A 21498-nucleotide genomic window follows, 5' to 3' on the forward strand; every position below is an offset into this window, starting at 1 on the left:
GCTATAACGTTAAAAGTATTAAAAAGCTGATTTTCTTGTATAAAGGAAATCAGCTTTTTCCAGTTCTGGTATTTGGTTTTATTTTCTCTCGAGTATTCACTTTATCTCAGTAATTTGCGGCTGCATTTCCCATGAAAGAAAAACAGACCTCAAACTTTAAGTGACGGATCAAGGGGAGGAGAGAAAATCTAAAAATATCTAATATTTAGGAGTCCAAATATCTTAGCGTTCCGCATTCTTCCTTTCATCGCTATGCTGACATAAAAGGATTTAAATATCTAAATTGTTCAGCAGGAAGCATACTAAAATTTATGTACCACTTTGAATCGGCGTAGAGCATATTCATTAGCTTGTAATTTTATTTCCCCTGGTTTATCCACTCGAGGACAAAATAGTAGCTGTTGTTTGGAAGGAAAGCTATTAAAATCCCCAACTACCTAAATATAGTAATACATTTATTGCTATTGACGTAATTTTTCAAACAATATAAAGTAGTCATATATTAATTTGCAACTAAGATAGGATGCGTCATGGAAGGGAGTTATAGGATGAAGGGAAGAGAACCAAATCTATTACTGGCACTTATTCCGCTTATTATTTTAATAGGTGCAGCAGCGATGTCGATTTTTTACTGGGATGCAGGAATGTTTATCCCGCTTATAAGTGGAATTGCAGCCGCATGTATCGTTGGGAAAATAATAGGATACCAATGGGATGACTTGCAAAATGCCCTTTCTAATGGGGTTTCAAAAGCATTGCCAGCTGTTTTTATTTTATTTATTATCGGTACGATTATTGGAACATGGATTTTGAGCGGGGTAATTCCAACGCTTATTTATTATGGACTCGCTATTGTGAATCCTGCCTTTTTCGTTCCGCTTGTATGTCTTGTAACGGGGGTTGTATCCTTAATCCTTGGAAGCTCTTTTACTTCCATTGCCACCGTTGGACTCGCATTTATCGCAATTGGACAGGGGATGGACTTTCCGCTGCCGCTTGTTGCGGGAGCAGTAATTTCCGGAGCCTTCTTCGGTGATAAATTATCGCCGCTCTCTGATACGACAAACGTAGCGCCCGCAATGGTTGGTGAAAATTTATTTGCACATGTGCGTCACATGCTTTGGGATACGATTCCTGCGTTTGTATTGTCGATCCTATTATATTGGATGATCGGTCTGAATTATGTGTCCACCGCCGCTAGTCTTGAAAAAATCGGGGAAATTATGCAGGGGCTGGAAGCACAGTTTGTTATCCATCCATTACTTTTCGTTGTCCCAATTTTTACATTGTTTTTAATGCTAAAGCAATATCCAGCAATTCCTTCCTTGATGCTTATAGCAGTTCTTGGTGGAGTTACCGCCATGCTTGTACAAGGGAGTAATTTGACAGAGGTCGTACAAGCAATGACTTCTGGTTACGTATCAGAAAGTGGAATCGAAGAAATTGATTCATTGCTGTCCAATGGCGGCATCAACTCGATGCTCAACACGATTGGACTTATTATTATCGCGACAGCACTTGGTGGCGTGCTTGAAGCTACCGGCGTATTTAAAACAATTGTTTCTACCATCGTTGCTAGAATCCGTTCAGTAGGCTCATTGATTTTATCAACCATTCTATCAACTTTTATTATAGCTTTTGCCAGTGGGGCACAATTTCTTGCAGTTATTTTGCCTGCAAGGGGATTTCTTGAAACGTATAAAAAGTTCGGGCTTTCACCATTGAATTTATCGAGAAGTGTAGAGGCCGCAGGAACAGTAGGGATAAACCTTGTTCCATGGGGAGTGCCAGCTGTCTTTGCCGCAAGTGTGCTTGGTGTTCCGGCAATTGAATTTATTCCGTTTATCTTTTTTGCCTTTCTTGTGCCACTCATAAATATCATATTTGGCTACACAGGATTCTCGATAAAACGAATTCCCGCGACTTCATCATTGCAAAACACAAAGGAGAAGATCTTATAATGTTCGTAAAAGTTCTGGGGACTGCGCAAGACGCAGGAGTTCCCCACCCAAATTGCTTTTGTGAAAACTGTGAGCAAGCAAGGCAGGATAAAAATTATCGCCGTCTCGCTGCATCGCTATCATTGCATTTTGAGGAAAGTAATAAGTGGTATATGATCGACCCATCACCAGATTTTAAAGAACAGCTTATGATGGTCCAGCAGCAAAAGCAATGGAGAAAAATGATGGATGGCATTTTTCTTACACATGCACATATTGGACACTACACAGGTCTGATGTTTCTAGGAAAAGAAGCAGTTTCTACTCACAAGCTGCCTGTTATGGCAGGGGAAAAGATGAACGATTTTCTATCCTCTCATTATCCGTGGAAGCAGTTAATTGATTTTAACAATATTGATTTGCACCCATTACAAGCAGGACAAGCTTATGAATTGCCGGAGGGTGCAAGTATTATTCCACTATCTGTCCCACATCGCAATGAGTTTTCCGAGACGTTTTGCTTCCTTATACAAGGTCCACAAAAACGATTGCTGTATATTCCAGATATCGACAGATGGGAACAATGGAATATAAAACTCGATGAACTAATGAAAGACATCGACTACTGCTTCATTGATGGGACATTTTACTCGGTTGCAGAATTTGAACAGATTGGGCGATCGTATCATGATATTCCCCATCCATTAATAACCGTCTCAATGGAAAAGTTTAAAGCCTATAAAAATAGCTGCAATATCTATTTCACCCACTTCAACCACTCCAATCCCGTAATAGGTTTGGATAAAAAATATAGAGAATTAATTGAAACAGCTGGATTTTTTGTATTGGAGGATGGACAGGAGTTTTATTTGTAGGATTTTATAAAGAGGGATAGAACTTGGATGTTCTATCCCTTTTAATGTGCACTGCCTCAGGCCGAAACAGCACCACGGCCAGAGAAAACAGCACTACCCCGGGCCGAAACAGCACCACCCAGCCAAGAAACAGCACCATCCCGGGCCGAAACAGCACCACCTCGGGCCAAAACAGCACCACCCCGGGCCGAAACAGCACCACGGCCAGAGAAAACAGCACCATGGAGCCAAGGAACAGCACCACCCCCGTCCAAAACAGCACCATCAATCCAAGAAACAGCACCCTCCCCGGCCAAAACACCATCCCCCTAAAGCCAATCTTTGATTTCTCCCCCAAATCATGTATACAATGTCCTAGGAAGGAGTTTTTGCATTGAACATAAATTATCAGTTACCTGAAAATATAAATCAACAACTAAATGAGACACGGAAAGTAAGACAAGCTGAGGAGTTTCAGGATTTAATTCGACCTGGTGGCTATGTGCCGCCGCATATGGATTTACTTGCAGATGCTATTACTGCTTTAAGTATGGGGAAAAATGTTTTGTTAAAAGGTCCTACTGGGGCAGGGAAAACGAAATTTGCGGAGACGCTATCACAGTTGTTTCAGCAGCCGATGTTCAGTGTGAACTGTTCGGTGGATTTGGATGCGGAAAGCTTGCTTGGGTTTAAAACAATTGCTTATGAGGATGAAAAGCAGGTGATTGAGTTTATCCCGGGTCCTGTGACAAATGCGATGAAAGCTGGTTGCTTCCTATATATTGATGAGGTAAATATGGCTAAGCCGGAAACATTGCCGCTTATTAATGGGGTGCTTGATTATCGGAGAACAATCACGAATCCATTTACAAATGAAATAATTACTGCCAAAGAAGGCTTTGGCGTGATTGCGGCGATCAATGAAGGATACATTGGCACTGTTCCGCTTAACGAAGCATTGAAAAACCGCTTCATAGTTATTGAGGTTCCATATATTGAGGGCGAGCAGTTAAAGCAGCTTATTGTTTCCAATACAAAATTAACGGATAATACGCTCATTGATTTATTTGTAAAATTATCCAGTGATTTAATTACCGCTGTTTTTCAAGGGAAGTTGTCTGAGGATGCGGCATCGATTCGTGCGTTGCTTGATGCTTGTGATTTGAGTGTGTTGATTCCTCCGAAACGGGCAATTTTACGTTCGATTGTTGATAAATTGGATGAAGAACGCGAACGTGAATTTGTGAAAAACCTGGCAGAAACGTTATTTTAGCAAGCAGGATAATATAAAATATTCCAGCAAGGCATCCACCCAAAAACCTGGTGGCTGCCAAGTTTTTTTAAAGGAGAATGCCAGATGAATCGTTTTCATGATTCAAAAGTGGACACCAAACTATTTATGCAGTTACAGGACTTAGCGACCGTTTTATCTGGAAATCCAAATCTGGACTTTGAATATAGCTACGGCTCACATATTGATCTAATTGATGAGAGGGTAACAGTGAGCCAGATTTGGCGCAAGCTGGATCAGGACACGAAGGAAGCTGGGTTTAAAACGGATGTGCTCTTACGGACAATCGGCACGCTGCATTATTCTCATATACCTACGTTGCAAGCATATATGGAAAGCATTCAGGAATCCGAGCTGCCTAAATTCGCTACGCAGTTATTCGCACTCCTGGAGGACATCCGTTTGGAAGAAATTGTGAAAAAGAGCCGCCCGGGAACAGTGGTGATGTTCCAAAAACGGAGAAATTATTTAAGGAATTACTTTGAAATGCAGTTAGCTGCAAATGTGACGAGAAGCTTTGCGCTCGATGAATTATTCTGCCTGATCTATTTGCTGATTCAGGCAGACAGTCCCGATCCTAATTTCCCGAGGGCGAATGAGGAGCAGCTGTCACATCTTGAACAGCTGAAGCCGCTGCTTTATTCTGTTTATGAAGCAACAAGTACGGACGCAACGGCAAGAATTTGCGAGCAGATTGTTTTTAAGCTGAATCGCGATTATAAGGATTCCATTAATGAATATTTTATTTTTCCAATCGGACACCTCGAGACCTATACGAAAAACACCTTATTTGATGAACTAACTCGAACGGATGAATTGGTTAATGATGATGAAGACGAAGTAAATAAAGAAAAAAGCGAATACTTCGATGAGACGTTTTCTACTTGGCACCGTGAAAATAAAAATGAGGATAGGAAGCAAAACTTCCTGCAATTTGAGCTGGAGCAAGGTTCGAAAACAAGCATGCTAGGCGGTGGAGCACGGGAAACCGAGGATGCTGATCAGGCGATGGCTTCCATTCAAGGAACGTCCGGCGAAAGTAAGCAGCAAGACTATTCGGAAATGGAGGCACTGGATAAGCAGGAGGCAAAGGACCAGAAGCAAGGTTCGGAAAGCAGCTATGGGGAAGAAAATGCCGATGCTGTTAAGCTGATAAAAGAAGCGCATGCCCCAACAAGAGAAGATGAGGAGCTTTACCGGGAATATGTAGCGGAAATTGATCTATTCCGGCGAAAACTTGCCAATACGATTAAGAAGACGATCGAACATAAGAAAACGACACCGCGAAAAGACCTGCTTGCAGGACGCTTATCGAAAAATTTACTGCCACTTGTTTTGGATGATACTTCACGGGTATTTTATAAAAAAGATCAGGAATCGAAGGAATTCGATGCGGTTTTTACATTGCTGATTGACTGTTCCGCTTCGATGGTCGGAAAAATGGAAGAAACGAAAAAAGGAATTGTGCTGTTTCATGAGGTGCTGAAGCAATTACAAATTCCTCATTCCATCATCGGATTCTGGGAGGATGCGAATGAAGTGAAGGAAGGCTATCAGCCGAATTATTTCCATATGATTCACACGCACACGGATTCGTTTTATCAAAACAATGGTCCCAAAATCATGCAGCTCGAACCTGAAGAGGATAATCGTGACGGTTTCAGCATTCGTGTCGCATTAAAGGATTTAGAAGCACGGCGCGAAAAAAATAAATTCCTTTTAGTATTTTCCGACGGAGAGCCCGCAGCAGCTGGCTATGATCAAAACGGTATTGTCGATACCCATCTCGCTGTATCCGAAGCACGCAAAAAAGGAATTGATGTCATCGGAATGTTTTTAGCCGATGGAGAGATTGGCGAGCGAGAAGATGCAACGATGGAAAATATCTATGGCAGGGAACGTGTCATGGTACCAAGTGTAGCTGAATTACCGGAGCATTTTGCACCGCTTTTGAAAAAGTTATTGTTAAAAGCTATATAGATAAGAGAAGAGCAGGTTGGATAGCATCTCCGACCTGCTTTTTAAGTGTAGGTAAAAAATTTTTAATTCGGGAGCGTTCATTCTAAGAGGCACAAACGAGGTGATGTTAGGCCATTCCCATCGTTTTCTTGATACGCTGGATGTCTACTTTATTTGTCCACGTGTCATTGCGCAAAATCTCTTGATTGATGGCAATCGTATTGATTAGCTCCTTTACTTCTCCAAATTCCTTTGCGCTTGCTAGTTTCATCCCGTCTAACTCTGCTTTTAAATGATCCTGTCCCGCTCGCAATGCAGTTAAAATTTGTCCGTGTTCCTTTAATTGAGAGCCGTGGTTTTCTAGTGTTTGACTGTGCTCATCCAACTTACTCATCACTTTTCCGAGCATCTCAATAATTTGATCCGACTTGTCCATTGTTACCACCTCCTCGTTCGTATTATAGCATAGAAGATGATGAACATAATATGACATTTTTTTCACGTAGTACGATGTTTCTTACCAGCCATATTCGGTTAAGTTAATGTTATATCCATTGACAAATAACAAAATAAATCGTATTATATAATTAATTAAAAATAAGTTAATTAATAATAAATGAATTCATAATAAAATCACTGGGAGGAATAGCCATGCAATTAAAAGGAATCCATCACGTTTCAGCGATCACTGCCAATGCAAAAGCAAATTATCACTTTTATACAACTGTCCTTGGCATGCGTCTCGTTAAGAAAACCGTTAATCAGGATGATACATCCATGTACCATTTATTTTATGCAGATGAGGTTGGGAATCCAGGAACAGATCTAACGTTTTTTGAGATCCCAAGAGCGGGGAATACGTATCCAGGTGTGAGCAGTATTTCCGGTACATCGTTGCGTGTGCCGAATGATGCCGCACTTACTTACTGGGAAAATCGCTTCAATGAATATGAAGTTGATCATGATGGGATTATGGAGCAAGGTGGACGTCGTGTCATCCACTTCCGTGACCCAGAGAAACAGCGTTTGACATTAGTTTCCGATGAAATGAATCAAGGTGTGGCAGGTGGAACACCTTGGAAACGCAGCCCTGTTCCAGTGGATACAGGTATTGTCGGGCTTGGTCCGGTAAAATTAACGGTTCAAGATCCAGCACCAACAATTAAAGTGCTTAACGAGCTGCTAACATTTACACAGGTAGGCAGCTATCCATCAACGGTTGAGGGGCAGGATGATATTTTAGTTTTTTCAACTGGGGAAGGTGGAACAGGAGCGGAAATCCATCTAGAAACACGAAATGATCTGCCAAAAGAGCGACCAGGCCGCGGCAGTGTGCATCACGTTGCATTCCGTGTCGAAAATGAAGAGGAATTGAAAAAATGGCGTGACCGTATTACAGAAGCACGCTTTGGCAATTCAGGAGTTGTGGAGCGCTTTTATTTTAAAGCACTTTATTTTAGAGAGCCTAATGGCATTTTGTTTGAACTTTCAACAGATGGTCCAGGATTTACTTCAGATGAAGACATTGAACACTTGGGTGAATCATTAGCATTGCCGCCTTACTTCGAAGATCAGCGTGAAGCAATCGAAGCGCGCTTAGAACCGCTCGATACGAAGTAATTTAAAAGAAGGGTCTTACTCAAAACCACGAGATTTTGAGTGAGACCCTATTTTTTAATAGCTTACCTTAGGAAAATATAAAATTCGAATGCTGTGGATAACTTAGTTACCTAATCAGCTACGTCCAGCTCCAGCGCCCAACGACTAGCAAGACTTCCCTCACCTCCGTACGATAAAGAAGACTTGCCGACTGTCAAGACATGAGGCTTAGTCGCACTTATACCCTTGCGGTGAAAGTCAACATCGACTCCCTTCGATCGCCGTGTTTCCTTTATCTCCTTCGGCTCAGTCCAGTCCGTACGTCGCTAACCGGGCGCTTACGCTTTTGATTACTACCAGCTCGATTTTTTCACGCCAGGCAGTTGACCTTTATGCGCATATTCACGAAAAGCAATCCGGGACATGCCGAATTTTCGCATATAGCCTCTTGGACGTCCGGTTACTTCACAGCGATTGTTCAGTCGCGTAGGGGAAGAATCTCTCGGCAGCTTGCGAAGTGCTTCGTAATCTCCTTTTGCTTTTAATTCTCTTCTTAAATCAGCATATTTTTCTACAAGTGCTTGTTGCTTCCTTGCTTTAGCAACTTTAGACTTTTTAGCCATATTATGATCTTCCTTTCTTTTAATTTTGTAATAGAGTGTTCATTGCAAACACGCGTAAAACCCTTTTTCCAATTCATATTTATCCAAATCTTTTCCGATAAAGACGATTTCACTTTGCTTCGTTTCCTCTGGCAGCCATGGACGGTCATTTGTACCGGAAAATAACATATGCACACCTTGGAATACAACACGTTCTTCCATCCCGTCAATATGGAGAATTCCTTTATAGCGGTACAGGCTTTCACCTTTTATTTGCACGAGATAGCTGAACCATCTATTGACACGATCCAAATTGAGGGGACGATTGTCGGTAAATACAAAAGAATTCACAGCATCATGATGATGGTGGTGCTCGTCCGTTAATAAATTGGGATGTATTTGAAGCTTTTGTCCAAGATCAAATGATTGAATGCCAATAATATCACTTATATCAATCGCACAATTAATGGAATGCAACATTTTTGCATTCGGGTTCATTTGTGTAATTCGTGCTTGCAGTTTTTTCAGTTCTACTTCATTTACTAGATCTGTTTTATTAAAAATAAGCACGTCCGCAAAAGCGACTTGCTCCTGTAACTCCTCTGAATTAATATGCTGAGGAAGATGCTTCGAGTCAAGCACTGTACAAACACTATCCAGTTCAAACCAGCGGGACATGACCTCATCCATTAAAAAGGTTTGAACGACAGGCGCTGGATTAGCAAGTCCTGTCGTTTCAATAATGACCCGATCAAATTTCAGCTCGCCATTTAATTGCTGCCGCAGCATAGAGGAAAGAATGGAAATTAAGTCACCTCGAACGTTGCAGCAAATACAGCCGCTGTTGATTTCAATAATCTCTTCCTTTGTATTGGTGATCAGCTGACTATCAATCGATAAATCTCCATACTCATTCACAATCACAGCTGTTTTCTGCTGCGAATCCTCGTTCAAAATACGATTTAATAAAGTTGTTTTTCCTGCGCCTAAAAAACCGGTGAGAATCGTAACTGGAATTTTATGTTGTCGTAGCAAATTCATTTTCCCTCCATAAATTAGTGAGGCATAGACAAAACTGTTTTTGATAAATTAATCCAACCATAACTTGCTCTAGAAATATATTGTGTTTTCCATGGGCGGCTGGTGAGATCCGTTGTGCTATGCACTTCAGTGTCTTACCTATGCCTTTCCTTCCATGAGAGTCTACGTATATTTCCTCCGTCCTTCATCTAAACAATTTGATGTCCCTGCCGCAGCAAATAATTATTTCGTCACATTGTCGAGTATTTCTAAGTTAGATCGCATTAAGGAAATATAGTCTTCTTCATTTTGAATATCTTCATCTGTCAGGACAGATAGATTGTGAATCGTTAAAGCTTCCGCGCCAATCTGTTCCTGAATAACCTCGGAAAGCCGGTTCGGGCTGTTTTGTTCATAGAGGATGTAATCCAAATTATGTTCCTCAGCCTGGTCAATAACCTCAGTTAATTGTTTTTGCGACGGTTCCTGACTTGATGATAGACCGCTGATTGCAATTTGTTTGACACCATAGCGCTCTTCCCAGTATCCGTAAGCAGCATGGGGCACCATAATGTATTTGTTTTCTTTTGTCGCTAATAGCTCTGAATACTCCTCATCCAGTGCAAGAAGTTCCGCTTCCAATGCTTCAAAATTCGCATTGTAATCAGCTTCTCCATCCGGATTTAATGCAATCAGCTCATCTTTAATGATGCGAGAGATCTCAATCATCCGTAATGGATCAATCCAAAGGTGCGGGTCATGATCGCCAGTATGATCATCGATTGCGATTGTTACTGGCTCTGATTCTGCTACTACTTCATGATCGTCTCCAAAAAGGGTAGCCTTAATTTGCTGTCCATCAACAACAGCCTCGCCATCATATGTGGCGGTTCCGTTATCGGGTACCGTTTCCCAATCTTCCGCATCAGGTTCTAATGTATACCAATGCCAATGATCATGGTCAGAGTCTTCGCTTAGCTGGGCAGTTAACTGAATCGAATCGCCAGTATGATAATGTCCAGCCAGGCCATCGATAGTAATGGAAACACTATTTTCATCATTTGTTTCACTAGTGTCTTCGTGACGATGCTCGTCATGCTCGTGGTCATCGTGTTCGTGGTTATCTTCAGAATCGCTGTGTTCGCTGTCATCATGTGCGTGCTCATCCCCATGCTCATGTTCATGACTGCCTTCTCCATGTTCATGCTCTTTCTCGGCATGACTGCTGTGGCTGTGCTCATCACCCTCATGATGGTGATGCTCGTGTTCATGTGCTTCTTCACCATGTCCATGGAAAAGCTCTTCGTATTTTCCGATTTCAATTAATTCCACATCCTGATTAGCAAGCGCGTCTGCTGCACTTGCCGCAAATCCTTCCATACCTTCACCTATAAAAATAAATGCATCACTATCTGCAATTGCAGTCATGTCTTTTGATGTAGGCTCATATGTATGTGCGTCTGCGCCAGGGGGATAAACCGTTTTAGCTTCAACAGAATCGCCGCCGATTTTCTCCACAGCATACTGAAATGGATAGACAGATGTGTAAATAGTAAGCTTATCCGAATCCTTTGCATTCGTTGTACCTTCATCAGTTGAAGAACAGCCAATCAGTAAAAATGTTGTAAAACCTAAAATAAATAATGCCTGGATAAATCTCATTTATCGTATTCCTTTCCTGTTTAGGATTTTTAATATTTCCTATCATATCGTAATCATTACGATTTGTAAATAGTAATCATTCCGATTAATAGTTTTAATTTAATTTATGAGGAAAGGTGGGGGAATAGAAGTATATCTTGAACAATCGACTAATCGATTAAAAGCGCGCACCTAACCACAGGACTGATTACAAATAAAAGAACTGCCTCCATTTAAGTCACGGGTTTACTTGTGAGGTGCAAACAGTCAAATATCATATAAAATCTCATATGTAATCACTGACAGAACACACAGTGAATCGCACAAAATAGACCTACTTTTGATAAGTCGGTCTTTTTATTACCAATTATTGTCTTATTCAATTAAAGCACCAAATATTTCTGGTTGACCTTATTTTATATGGTCTTATGATTATATTGTAGCTGGGGTAAAACGGAATACAAGTGGGAAATGTGATCTCGTCAACTAAACTGTTCGCCCCCTATTTGTAGAAACATGATTGAGGCTGGTTAGGACAAAAATCTCGTATAACAAGCGAAACTATGATACTGCAAGAAAGATTAGGGATGCCGGAAAATACTTCCAAGGAGAGGATAATGAATGAATCCAGTAGTTGGTCTCGATGTAGCTAAAAGTGACAGTGGAAGTCAGATTCATGGTTTTCAAGATAAAAAGAAACCTTACAAAGCTAGTTCTAAAGTTTCGCATACCTTGGAAGGATTAGAAACGTTGCTTCACTTTTAGATGAAGAAGACGATTACCAATTTTATGGCTATCGTCCTTTTTTACTTCCTACTGAACAGTATTCTTGTACTGCGTAACTGGAAAGTTGTTCTTCTTAAAGATAAACTCCCTACAGATCAAAAAGAGATAGTGGGTTAATCCTTTACATTTTTCTTGCATATTTCACTAACTAGCTGAAATAACGCATTGTTTTCTTTATTTTTCGTTCCAAGCTTATTACACCTTTCATATTGAGGCTTTGAATTCCTTTATTTTTTGCATTAAACCCTAATAAATTTTTCAGAGGCAACTAATTATTATGTCGTTTGTTAACTTCAATCGTAATGAACTCCGGCAAATAGCTGGGAGTACATCCTTTTGCTACTATTTCATCTTTGTAAAGACCCGTTTTCTCACCTAGTTTAATACAACGTGCACGATTTTTTTCATCATAAACACCTATCCAGCCTGCGGTGAAATTCATAGCCCATTGCACTTCCGGTTCTTCCTGCGTAATATTAGCTTCTAATGCAGATAGCAAGTCTGGGGTGTTATCAGGTGGTGTTTGTCCAGTCCATCTCAATCGCCCTTGATAATACCAGAAAGCCCGCCTTTGAAGAGCAGAAGGACTATTTTCCCATGACTCCATCAATGCAATTTTCTTCTTATCTTTGGTGAGTTGATTAGCCATTAACCAATCCATTAAGTTATTTCGCTCATCAAAAGTGTGAGTCTGCATATCCTTATCCAGCTTATTTAGCACATCTTGTGAAAGAAGTTTTTTGTCCATAATTAAGATTACTAATAGTCTGGGCAAAAACGCTTCGGTTGACCAAAGTTCCATAGCTAGTTCGTGATCTTTTTTAATGTCCTTCGCGATTTTTCGTAAGTCGCCTAGCTTCGTTTTACTATTGATTTGAGATAGAATGTTTTCTGATTTTGAAGAGCGTTTTATTTCTGTATCTTTTTTTTCATCCATTTTATACAACTCCTTTATTAAAGCACTGATTCAAAATATGTCCTTGACGGGATATATCAAGAACTTAATTTCGTTATAAGTCTAATTGCAGTGGCGAGCCTCCAATGTTTACCATCTTTAATATAATAATAACATTTACTTTTTTTCAATTGGATACGAAGAGAGCATTCCTTTTTAAAGAAACACACCGATTAGCGTAGTAGCGAACTTTCCGAATACGAGCTTCCATTTTCATACCTAATTTTTCCCCTACACGAATCATACGTTCATTTCCACAAGTAGTTAAACCAACCCTAACAAGAGGGAAGGTGTTAAAAATATGTTCAACTCAAAGCTCCAGGGTACGAGTTCGAAAGCTTGAAATCTTTTCCATCCTTATTATATGGTGCCTGCCATTTCGATTTCAGAAAACCCTTCCTTTGTTAAGCTTGTTTTCATTTATTGGCATAAGTCTTGTTCTTCGTCAATGATAAGGATACGTGGTCTTTCCATATTTACCACCTTTTCATACTTGTTATTATCCCTCTCTATTTATCCTATCTTAACAGGAATTTTGTGCGATGGAACGTATTTAAGGATTTTGTAAGGTTCATGTGATTGTAGTTTAAGGATGAAGGGATATTGTAAAGACAACATACGAAAGAGGTGAAGGAATAATGGAATCTTTATTACAGGTTAAAAATGTTGAGAAAGTCTTTGGAAAAGGAACGAATACATGTAAAGCACTGGAGGACATTTCCTTTACGATAGATCATGGTGAATTTGTAGGAATCATGGGACCATCCGGTGCTGGAAAGTCAACATCTTCATGTATTAGCGACATTGATACCCCATCTAAAGGTGATATTTATATAGAAAATGATACTATTGCAAAAATGAAAGGGGATCAGCTTGCTGATTTTCGCAGGGACCATCCCGAATTTATATTTCAAGAACCATGCTGTTGAATAAATTAACAAACGGACACATTAACTTAACGATAAACCAGAAAGGAATATGCATGGATAAGAATAGAATTATCATGTTTGCGAGTGATGAAAAGTTGAAAAAAAGGAAACAGCATAAGCTCAATTCTTGTCAGATGATTTGTTCCTGGTTTAAAGCAAGAAGGGATGCTTTAGCGCTGGCAATTCAAATGGAATATATCAAACAGAAGTATCAAAAGAAATTCATTTTTCTTACGTTGATAGCTCCAAACGTGTTAGCTCATGAATTGGAAAATGAAGTTAAATTGCACAGTAAAGCTTGTGAAAAACTAATGGAACATAAAGAGGTTAAAAAGAGGATAAAGGGTTATGTGAGAAAATTGGAAGTCATCTACAATAAAGACCGTGATGATTATCAACCACGTATCCATGTGCTGATTGTCGTCAATAAAAGTTATTTTACAGATAAGAATCATTATATAACATATGATCGTTGGCTTGAATTATGGAAACAAGGGGCGGGCAGCTCTAATAACAAACAAGTTGACGTTCTCAAAGTGAGAGAGAATAGCGATAAAGAGATGTCTGAGCTCACCCAAACCTCGGCAAAAGACGATTACCTTGTTAATGAAAAAGTGTTTGAGGTTTTTTATCAAGCATTGAAAGGTAAACGCTTAATTGTACAGTCAGGACTTTTTAAAGTATCTATGAATCTATGGAAAAGTGGGAAACTAGATAAATATAAAGAAAGAGATTCAACTCAATATGTCTATGAGCTTTTATACAACTGGGGAAAACTAAACAATTAATATTTCCATCCTATTATTCGGTAAATTGTTGTAAGGAAAATTGATGTTGGTTTCCGTGTTTTCCGTCATCATAGCATTATCAATAGGAAAGGTCATCCCGTTCTTTGGATTTATTCTGGCTTCTGATCGAGCACTTTACTCAGCTTTATCAATAAGTAAAGGAGGAGTTTATGATGAAACAACGTATTGATACTTTAGATTTCTTGCGAGGGTTTGCTCTATTAGGCATCATATTCGCGAATATTACACTAATAATATTACCTTCCTCCCTTCAAGCAGACTATTTTTGGAGCCAAATCTTAAATTATGCGGTACACGAGCGATTTTTTATTATCTTTTCTTTTTTATTTGGAATTGGTTTCTATATTTTCATGACACGAGCAGTAAATCGCGGTGATCAAAGTACAGCCTTGTTTATAAAAAGGTTGATCGTATTATCCATGTTTGGATTGATCCATCAATTCTTCCAATTAGGAGAAGCTTTGCTTCCCTATGCGATTTTCGGATTCATCCTTATTCCTTTTTACAAGTTTAAACCGAAGATAAACTTTATTATCACTGTCATACTATTAATCCTTGCCGTACTTCTTGGCGGAAGTTATTTTATGATCTTGCCTATGTTTCTACTGGGGTTATGCATGGGGCAATGGGGCGTTTTTGAAAATATTACAGCACATCAAAAAGCATTCCGTATCGTGCAAATTTCATCTCTTTGCCTCTTGCCTGCAGTATTTTTTATTCAATATTTCTTAATGGAAGAAAATGGACAAATCGATCTTGCTGGTGCAATTTCTGCGCCCTTTGTAAGTGCATTCTATGTGACTACTTTAACACTATTGCTTCGGCACAATTGGATTCAAAAGTTATTAACACCTCTTAAGTATATGGGAAGAATGGCGTTAACGAACTATCTTGTTCAAACCGCTCTGATTTTAACAGCTAGTAGTTTATTCGATTTAAAAGGTCATGTGCATCAAACAACATTAATGAACATTGCCTTCGTAATTTTAATAATCCAAATGATATACAGCACCATTTGGTTTCAATATTTTAAGATCGGTCCCATGGAATTTATATGGAAAATAGCAACGTACGGTAAGCTGCCCGATCGTTATAAAACCAATGCTAATCATTCAAAGTTACTCCAATAACGGAAAAGTAATGAATCAGGTTAGGAGGTGATCTCCATGTGAAAAAACAGAGAGGTTTATAAGTAAGCGTTTTATGCATCCCTAAAAGGAATATCTGAATTACAACCAAATTATTTAAGGAGTGAATGATGTTGAAGAAGAAATGGTTATTGGTAGTTCCCGCGATTGTGGTTGCGCTTGTAGGTGCACCTCATTTTAATCAAACAGTAGATGCAGCCCCAGAAAATGAATCGGTTCAACAAGCAGAATCAGAAATACCAGCAGGATATGAAACAATATTAAATTGGCCACCTGAACAACAGCCGATCGTCAACCAGGGGAGCCAAGAAAGTTTTGAAGTTGAATTTATTCAAGTGATGTTAAATCACTTTGGATTTGAAACAGAAGTTGATGGGAATTTTGACTCTCACACAGACCAACAGGTTCGCGGGTTGCAAGCTGAGAATGGGTTAGCCCAAGACGGGATTGTCGGTGTTAATACATGGACTGTATTACTTGAAGAATATCAAGCAGAGTTGTTTACAGTAGAATCGGCGGTTGCTTATGCAGAGGCTGCCCTTGATAATGATGATCTAGTGTTTAGCAGCAATGGTGTACTTTATGAGGACTCAGATGGAAGCGTATTTTATTCTTTGAGAGCACGAAGTCAAGATTATATGGATGACGGAGGTACTGGAACAGTCGGATTTTATGATGTGTATCAAAATGGAGACGTTGTAGAATCAAAACCAAGATAGACATAAAAAAGATCACTTGGCGGAACCAGTTTAGCAGGAGGATTTAAAAAATCAGCATCTAAAGTAATAAAGGGTTCCGCTTTGAGGTGCATATTAGTTAAATGACACGCTAAATGGCATACGAATTGACGTATGCCATTTTATTGTTATATCAAGGTATAGACTATATATTATGTTTTTTTTGTCATTCAAATATTCAATATTTTTCAACCAGCGACTGGGACATAAGTGTTTCTGTCAAACAAAGTCCGAACATGGATGGTGCAAATACCCGCTCCGGAAATATACTTCGCTAAGTTTGTGCATCGTTCGTCTTTAACATTAAACACTTTAGTTGTGTCTCAGTCTCGATGAAAATTAGTTGTCAATTGACGTGTCAAAATCAATGTCAATTTGTGTGTCTATTCTATTGCCATTTAGTAACTTATAAAGAATATTATAAACAAAATAAGGACCTCTATTGAGATCATTATCAATATTTTTCTTAAACAAAGCATCAGTTCGTTTAAGAACATCATTTCAGAATCTATAAATTTTTTATATTTGAATTAATCAGATCCCGTTATTTCAACATTAATCGAACTATTCAGTAATAAGTAGTTAGAAAATAAGCATCTAAAAGGTTAAACCTTCTAATCATTGATATTATTTATTATAAGATGTATATACCGGATAGAAACAGGAGGAAAATCATATGAAAATACTTGCAGTTACAGCCCACCCCAGATCGGATTCACTCACAGCAAACATTACAAAAAGGTTCACTGCCGGCCTATCTGAAGGAGGTCATGAATATGAGATTGTCGATTTATACGCAGAACAGTTCAATCCACTCGTATTCCCGGAGGATGAGGCTGATTGGGATAATCCGAACAAAGTATACTCTGAAGAAGTAAGACGGGAAATGAAACGAATTGAAGCCAGTGATGCATTGGTTTATATATTTCCTGTATGGTGGTACAGCATGCCCGCTTTGATGAAGGGGTATATTGATCGAGTCTGGAATTATGGTTTTGCTTATGGTCCGAAAAAATTACCCGTTCAAAAAGTCAGTTGGATTGCTATGGTTGGCTTTCCAGAGGAAAAATATAAAAAACGAGATTATGACCGAATGATGGAACATCACCTGAACATCGGCTTGGCGGGATACTGTGGGGTTAAAGATTCGAACGTACATTTTATGTATAATACACTCGGAGAGTTTGAGGATCTTGCGGAAAAGGAGAAGCATTTTACAGGATTGTTGGATGAGGCTTATCAGTTGGGTGCATCTTTTGGTGAAGAGAATCGTGCTTAAATCTTAGTAGGACGAGTAGGCTTGAAAATTAAAAAGATGACTTATAATAGCAAAAGTAATGTAAACTGCAATTCTTAAAATTTGTTTACAAAAAACAGGACTTTTTCTCTTACTTTGCCATTAATCTCATTACTATTCATGGCTAAATAATTAAATAAGCATCAAAAAGCTCTTTTTTTATAATAAACTTTTTGATGCTTACTTTTATAAATTTTGAGTAAACTCAAATATCGCTTTATTTGGAGTGTGTCAATTAGTGTGATTATATTAACAAAAAATTATAGATAACTACTATCAATTCTTGCTTATTCTTATTTTTCAATTTTTATCAGTCTTCTTGTTGTACTAAACTGCCAGTTAGTATAATACAGTAAACAATGCAACTGGAAATAAATAAAACCAACTTGGGAAATAGAGATGAACAATATAATAGTTCCCTCAGATATTAAGTTATCTTGCTTTACAGTATTTATTGGTAATAAATATTCAGCCACTTTAAAGTCCAAGTCGAAATATTGCACGTCATTGACTCCGTCTCTAAAGTCTTTTCTATTGAATATAAAAACCAGCAATTTGATTGTTATTATCAAAAGCGAGACTAAATACGACATCAGCACTTTCAAAAAGTCCATCGATTAATACAACCTGGTGGTCATCGACTTCTTCGGTGGAGCTATATTGCTGATCGATAAATCCACCGAGCTGATCCTGGAGGGAAACCCATAATTCATCAAGTGCAACAGGTGTAAGCTGTACTGCCATCATATCGTTAAAATGCGCTGTTGCTGCTTCGAATTCCTCGTTAGCAAGCTGTTCGATAAATTCCTCAGCAAGTGCAATATTCCCTTCTGAATCTGCATCCGTTCCATTCGAATCAGTAGCTGCTGCATGATTCGTTTCATCCGTACCTTCATTGGTAGCTTTGTCATCCGTTTGCTCCCCAGCATCATTTGCTTCTGTAGTCTGTTCATCTGTTTCTGGTGGTTCGGCTTCGTTCTCATTACATCCAACCAATACAAATAGCGCTAATAAGATAAATAAAAGCTTCTTCATATTTAGCCTCACCTTTCTATCATTGTGATTTGTTTGTATGTTTGTGAATCCATTCTGCCATATTATCCACTACTTGCTCATCGACAACGCCTGGATGCTCATATTCGGCAATTGTTCCTGCATCAGGTCCGTCATAGTCAACGAAAAAGTGATTGAGACCAGGGTAGCTAATAAAGGTTGCGTCTTCTTTGTCGGCTAAGATTTCCTGCCATAACGCAAAATCCTTATCAAAGTAAACTTGGAAATCATCTTCTCCTTGCAACAGCAATAGAGGTTTTTCGGACTCTGCAGCTAAGGCACCCGCATTAAAGGAATCCATTTCTTGAAAATAATAGGCAGGCAGACCATACAGCGTTTCTGATAAAGCTTCTTCCTCTGTCAAATCCTTTAACCCTTGTGCTTTTTCATATTCCGCTTGCACAAACGCTATCTGGTTCTCATCCTCATACATATCCATACCTTGATCATAAATAATCTCCCATAAACTCCTCGGTGAACCGGCAAGTATAATCAGTCCAGCAAAATCCCCATCCAGATCGATCCTTGGAGCAAGCATTCCGCCAAGGCTATGCCCACCTAAGAAAACGTTTTTCGAATCAATGCGCGAATCATTTTTTAACAGATCAGCAGCCCGAACAGCATCTTCCACTGTTTCCTCGTAAACCGTTAACGATTTCAATTCATCGGGGGACATTGTGCTGCCATAGGTATACGTTCGTTTATCGTACCTTAGAACTGCAATCCCTTGTTCAGCAAGACCCCAAGCAATATCCCGGAACGGCTTATAACCGAAGACAGCTTCATCTCTATCGCTCGGTCCAGATCCTTGAACAAGTACAACTGCTGGCAAATTATCGGATGCCTGATTTGGCAGTGTTAATGTTCCTTCCAGCTCATATTCTGTTCCTTCTCCGACTACAACCTGTTCTTCCGTGAGACTATCCGGTACAGTGACATTGGCTTCATTGCCAGATATATTGATTCCGACCAATTGAAGCGCTTTATTAAATGTCATCCGTAATTGAAAATTAACATCGCTATATTCGATTTCAGCTTCAACAACTTGATAAGAGTCGCCCCCTTCAGAAGATTCTAAAGTTCTTGTTTCCATAAATGTTCCACTTATTTCGGATTTCCAAACTTCTTCCAATTCTTTTGCGGACATAGAATCTTGCAGTTTTTCAGCGAAATAATCATCATGGACTTTTTCAAAATCTCCATCCACAAGAAGGTCTATCACTTCCTGTGCAGCCTCTTCAACTGTTGGAGACGCGGACGAACAACCTGCCAAAAGAATGAATCCGATCAATAGAAATTTCCTCATCATATTCTCCTCGCCAAAAGTATTCTTCTAACTTAGCTATACGAATCAATATGGAAAAGGTTCCGTTCTATATTTGGAATACAACGAAAATTCAGTTATGATAGAGGGGAAATGTTAGGAGTTGATTTTGTTGAGGAAAAAACTACATCCATTTTCAATTCGTACAAACGAAAAGCAATCCTTTACCAATTTAGACCAATACTTAGAAGAAGCATTGGCTGAAAGCAATGTCCAAAATGGAATCATGCTTATCTTCTGTCCGCATACAACAGCAGCAATTACGATTAACGAAAATGCAGACCCCGATGTAAAAACAGATCTCAAACTCGGTCTGGATGAAACATTTCCGAACAAGCAGGAATACATTCATATGGAAGGAAACTCGGACGGGCATATGAAATCCTCTGTTGTCGGAGCAAGTGAAACCTTAATCATTTCTGATGGGCAGCTTATATTAGGAACATGGCAAAGTGTTTATTTTTGTGAATTTGATGGGCCAAGAAATCGGAAGTTTTATGTGAAAATAATTGAGGGGTAAAATAGTGTTGCTGTGTGTATAACACAACCTTTCGTTAATAGTATTGTCAATTTCCGAAAAATTTAACTAGGTTGTATCAATGAAACTATACTAATCAGAATGATGGATTTAGAAGGTTATTATATGGTATGCAATCAAGATATAGGGGTATTCAAATTGATCATATTAATAACGATTTTATTGTCTACGATAATGATAAAGCAAGAAAACTTGCTAAAAAAGAAAGAGAGTTAGCTGAAATCGAATTAATGTATGGATTCTATGAACATGTTCCTGTCGAATCTTTCGAAAATGGTATATTTGCCATCATTCAAAAGTGAGGAATTAAAAAGCTGTTTAAAAAAGGATAAAAATAAGGTATATATAGATAGTCATACAATATAAAAAACGTTCGGTGCTGTAACACCAAACGGTTCGCAATAGCAAAGGCTCCCTGCAAGGGGGGCAGCGATTGGCAGAAGTAATCCACCAGAGCCGTTAACTCAAGGGTGGATTATTTTTTTGGGTTACATGACAGCACTGCAACAATTAAACTTGAAAAAGCTACAGCGAACATAATTGTTTCAAAAACTGTCATACAGCAGCACCCCTCTCCTGCTGGGAGTGAGCTGACCACCCTTAAGAAATCCTATACTATTGCTATGTTTTATTTAGATCTATATAGACGATAAAATAAATACTTATACTACAACCCCAAAAGGACTGATACAAATGAATAAACCAACTTTTCCACTATCAGATATATATACAGCTAGTACAGCTTCAAAGGAATTTGAAATCCCTTATAGCACGATCAAGGACGATTTAAACCGGAACCATAAATTTAGTGACCAAATTAAGCGGGGTTTAGTAAAAAAAGAAGGGCGTGTATGGCTTATCACTAGACAAGCTATTCAAGAAGTATATGATAAATAATATAATCCCCTAATCGGAATTGATTAGGGGATTTATGTAACTTTGTATAAAAGTTTGATTTTAAATACGCTATGAACGGTGATTTGTCAACACAACTAATTTTTGGTCTTTGAAAAAAG

The 21498-nt window shown here is 38.9% G+C and carries 22 protein-coding genes and 1 pseudogene; 14 read left to right on the forward strand and 9 right to left on the reverse strand.

What is annotated here, in order from left to right; translation table 11 throughout:
- Positions 1 to 548 precede the first annotated feature (548 nt).
- The gene (nhaC, locus tag NSQ77_RS14485) at positions 549 to 1961 is read left to right on the forward strand and encodes a Na+/H+ antiporter NhaC (protein WP_339226742.1); all 1413 of its coding nucleotides are present in this window, start codon (positions 549 to 551) and stop codon (positions 1959 to 1961) included.
- Positions 1961 to 2815 carry an MBL fold metallo-hydrolase gene (locus NSQ77_RS14490; protein WP_339226743.1) on the forward strand — a complete coding sequence of 285 codons (855 nt, stop codon included), beginning with the start codon at positions 1961 to 1963 and terminating at the stop codon, positions 2813 to 2815. Before nhaC ends, NSQ77_RS14490 begins: the two co-directional genes overlap by 1 nt.
- 56 nt (positions 2816 to 2871) lie before the next feature.
- On the opposite strand, the gene NSQ77_RS14495 is transcribed toward NSQ77_RS14490, so the two are convergent.
- Entirely contained in the window at positions 2872 to 3111 is a 240-nt protein-coding gene (locus NSQ77_RS14495; RefSeq protein WP_339226744.1) for a hypothetical protein, read from the reverse strand.
- Between the two features lie 77 nt (positions 3112 to 3188).
- On the opposite strand from NSQ77_RS14495, the gene NSQ77_RS14500 reads away from it, so the two are divergent.
- Entirely contained in the window at positions 3189 to 4067 is an 879-nt protein-coding gene (locus tag NSQ77_RS14500; RefSeq protein WP_339226745.1) for a MoxR family ATPase, read from the forward strand.
- Positions 4068 to 4151: 84 nt separating this feature from the next.
- Positions 4152 to 6065, forward strand: coding sequence for a VWA domain-containing protein (locus tag NSQ77_RS14505; protein ID WP_339226746.1), 1914 nt, complete (start codon positions 4152 to 4154; stop codon positions 6063 to 6065).
- A gap of 106 nt (positions 6066 to 6171) precedes the next feature.
- Here the strand turns inward: NSQ77_RS14505 and NSQ77_RS14510 are convergent, their stop codons facing one another.
- Positions 6172 to 6480, reverse strand: coding sequence for a hypothetical protein (locus NSQ77_RS14510; protein WP_339226747.1), 309 nt, complete (start codon positions 6478 to 6480; stop codon positions 6172 to 6174).
- A gap of 215 nt (positions 6481 to 6695) precedes the next feature.
- On the opposite strand from NSQ77_RS14510, the gene NSQ77_RS14515 reads away from it, so the two are divergent.
- Complete coding sequence (locus NSQ77_RS14515) at positions 6696 to 7664, forward strand: ring-cleaving dioxygenase (protein WP_339226748.1); 969 nt, start codon at positions 6696 to 6698, stop codon at positions 7662 to 7664.
- Between the two features lie 332 nt (positions 7665 to 7996).
- Here the strand turns inward: NSQ77_RS14515 and rpsN are convergent, their stop codons facing one another.
- The 3 genes from rpsN to NSQ77_RS14530 form a co-directional block, all read right to left on the reverse strand.
- Positions 7997 to 8266, reverse strand: coding sequence for a 30S ribosomal protein S14 (gene rpsN / locus NSQ77_RS14520; protein WP_339226749.1), 270 nt, complete (start codon positions 8264 to 8266; stop codon positions 7997 to 7999).
- Between the two features lie 39 nt (positions 8267 to 8305).
- Positions 8306 to 9286, reverse strand: coding sequence for a GTP-binding protein (locus NSQ77_RS14525; protein ID WP_339226750.1), 981 nt, complete (start codon positions 9284 to 9286; stop codon positions 8306 to 8308).
- A gap of 222 nt (positions 9287 to 9508) precedes the next feature.
- Positions 9509 to 10927 (reverse strand): zinc ABC transporter substrate-binding protein, encoded by a 1419-nt coding sequence (locus tag NSQ77_RS14530; protein ID WP_339226751.1) that lies wholly within the window; start codon positions 10925 to 10927, stop codon positions 9509 to 9511.
- A gap of 600 nt (positions 10928 to 11527) precedes the next feature.
- Between NSQ77_RS14530 and NSQ77_RS14535 the strand changes: the two genes are divergently transcribed.
- Positions 11528 to 11671 (forward strand): hypothetical protein, encoded by a 144-nt coding sequence (locus tag NSQ77_RS14535; RefSeq protein ID WP_339226752.1) that lies wholly within the window; start codon positions 11528 to 11530, stop codon positions 11669 to 11671.
- 289 nt (positions 11672 to 11960) lie between these two features.
- Here the strand turns inward: NSQ77_RS14535 and NSQ77_RS14540 are convergent, their stop codons facing one another.
- Positions 11961 to 12629, reverse strand: a complete 669-nt coding sequence (locus tag NSQ77_RS14540) for a DNA alkylation repair protein (protein WP_339226753.1) — start codon at positions 12627 to 12629, stop codon at positions 11961 to 11963.
- A 145-nt stretch (positions 12630 to 12774) separates the two neighbouring features.
- Positions 12775 to 12978, reverse strand: a pseudogene (locus tag NSQ77_RS14545) (GNAT family protein); the annotation flags it as partial.
- A gap of 307 nt (positions 12979 to 13285) precedes the next feature.
- On the opposite strand from NSQ77_RS14545, the gene NSQ77_RS14550 reads away from it, so the two are divergent.
- From NSQ77_RS14550 to NSQ77_RS14570, 5 genes are all read left to right on the forward strand, one after another.
- Complete coding sequence (locus NSQ77_RS14550; RefSeq protein WP_339226754.1) at positions 13286 to 13576, forward strand: ATP-binding cassette domain-containing protein; 291 nt, start codon at positions 13286 to 13288, stop codon at positions 13574 to 13576.
- 53 nt (positions 13577 to 13629) lie between these two features.
- Entirely contained in the window at positions 13630 to 14364 is a 735-nt protein-coding gene (locus tag NSQ77_RS14555; RefSeq protein WP_339226755.1) for a protein rep, read from the forward strand.
- 173 nt (positions 14365 to 14537) lie between these two features.
- Positions 14538 to 15515, forward strand: a complete 978-nt coding sequence (locus NSQ77_RS14560; RefSeq protein ID WP_339226756.1) for a DUF418 domain-containing protein — start codon at positions 14538 to 14540, stop codon at positions 15513 to 15515.
- 131 nt (positions 15516 to 15646) lie between these two features.
- Positions 15647 to 16252, forward strand: coding sequence for a peptidoglycan-binding domain-containing protein (locus NSQ77_RS14565; protein ID WP_339226757.1), 606 nt, complete (start codon positions 15647 to 15649; stop codon positions 16250 to 16252).
- 694 nt (positions 16253 to 16946) lie between these two features.
- Positions 16947 to 17549 carry an NAD(P)H oxidoreductase gene (locus NSQ77_RS14570; RefSeq protein ID WP_339226758.1) on the forward strand — a complete coding sequence of 201 codons (603 nt, stop codon included), beginning with the start codon at positions 16947 to 16949 and terminating at the stop codon, positions 17547 to 17549.
- A 549-nt stretch (positions 17550 to 18098) separates the two neighbouring features.
- On the opposite strand, the gene NSQ77_RS14575 is transcribed toward NSQ77_RS14570, so the two are convergent.
- Together NSQ77_RS14575 and NSQ77_RS14580 are read right to left on the reverse strand one after the other, a co-directional pair.
- The gene (locus tag NSQ77_RS14575; protein WP_339226759.1) at positions 18099 to 18602 is read right to left on the reverse strand and encodes a DUF3887 domain-containing protein; all 504 of its coding nucleotides are present in this window, start codon (positions 18600 to 18602) and stop codon (positions 18099 to 18101) included.
- A gap of 19 nt (positions 18603 to 18621) precedes the next feature.
- Positions 18622 to 19926, reverse strand: coding sequence for an alpha/beta fold hydrolase (locus NSQ77_RS14580; protein WP_339226760.1), 1305 nt, complete (start codon positions 19924 to 19926; stop codon positions 18622 to 18624).
- 130 nt (positions 19927 to 20056) lie between these two features.
- Here NSQ77_RS14580 and NSQ77_RS14585 point away from each other — a divergent pair, with 130 nt between their 5' ends.
- From NSQ77_RS14585 to NSQ77_RS14595, 3 genes are all read left to right on the forward strand, one after another.
- Positions 20057 to 20464, forward strand: a complete 408-nt coding sequence (locus tag NSQ77_RS14585) for a secondary thiamine-phosphate synthase enzyme YjbQ (protein WP_339226761.1) — start codon at positions 20057 to 20059, stop codon at positions 20462 to 20464.
- A 128-nt stretch (positions 20465 to 20592) separates the two neighbouring features.
- On the forward strand, positions 20593 to 20784 hold the full coding sequence (locus tag NSQ77_RS14590; RefSeq protein WP_339226762.1) for a hypothetical protein: 192 nt from the start codon (positions 20593 to 20595) through the stop codon (positions 20782 to 20784).
- 391 nt (positions 20785 to 21175) lie between these two features.
- Positions 21176 to 21379: a helix-turn-helix domain-containing protein gene (locus NSQ77_RS14595; protein ID WP_339226763.1), complete on the forward strand. Its 204-nt coding sequence runs from the start codon at positions 21176 to 21178 to the stop codon at positions 21377 to 21379.
- Positions 21380 to 21498: the final 119 nt, after the last annotated feature.

Source organism: Oceanobacillus sp. FSL K6-2867 (assembly GCF_037963145.1).
GTDB lineage: Bacteria > Bacillota > Bacilli > Bacillales > Amphibacillaceae > Oceanobacillus.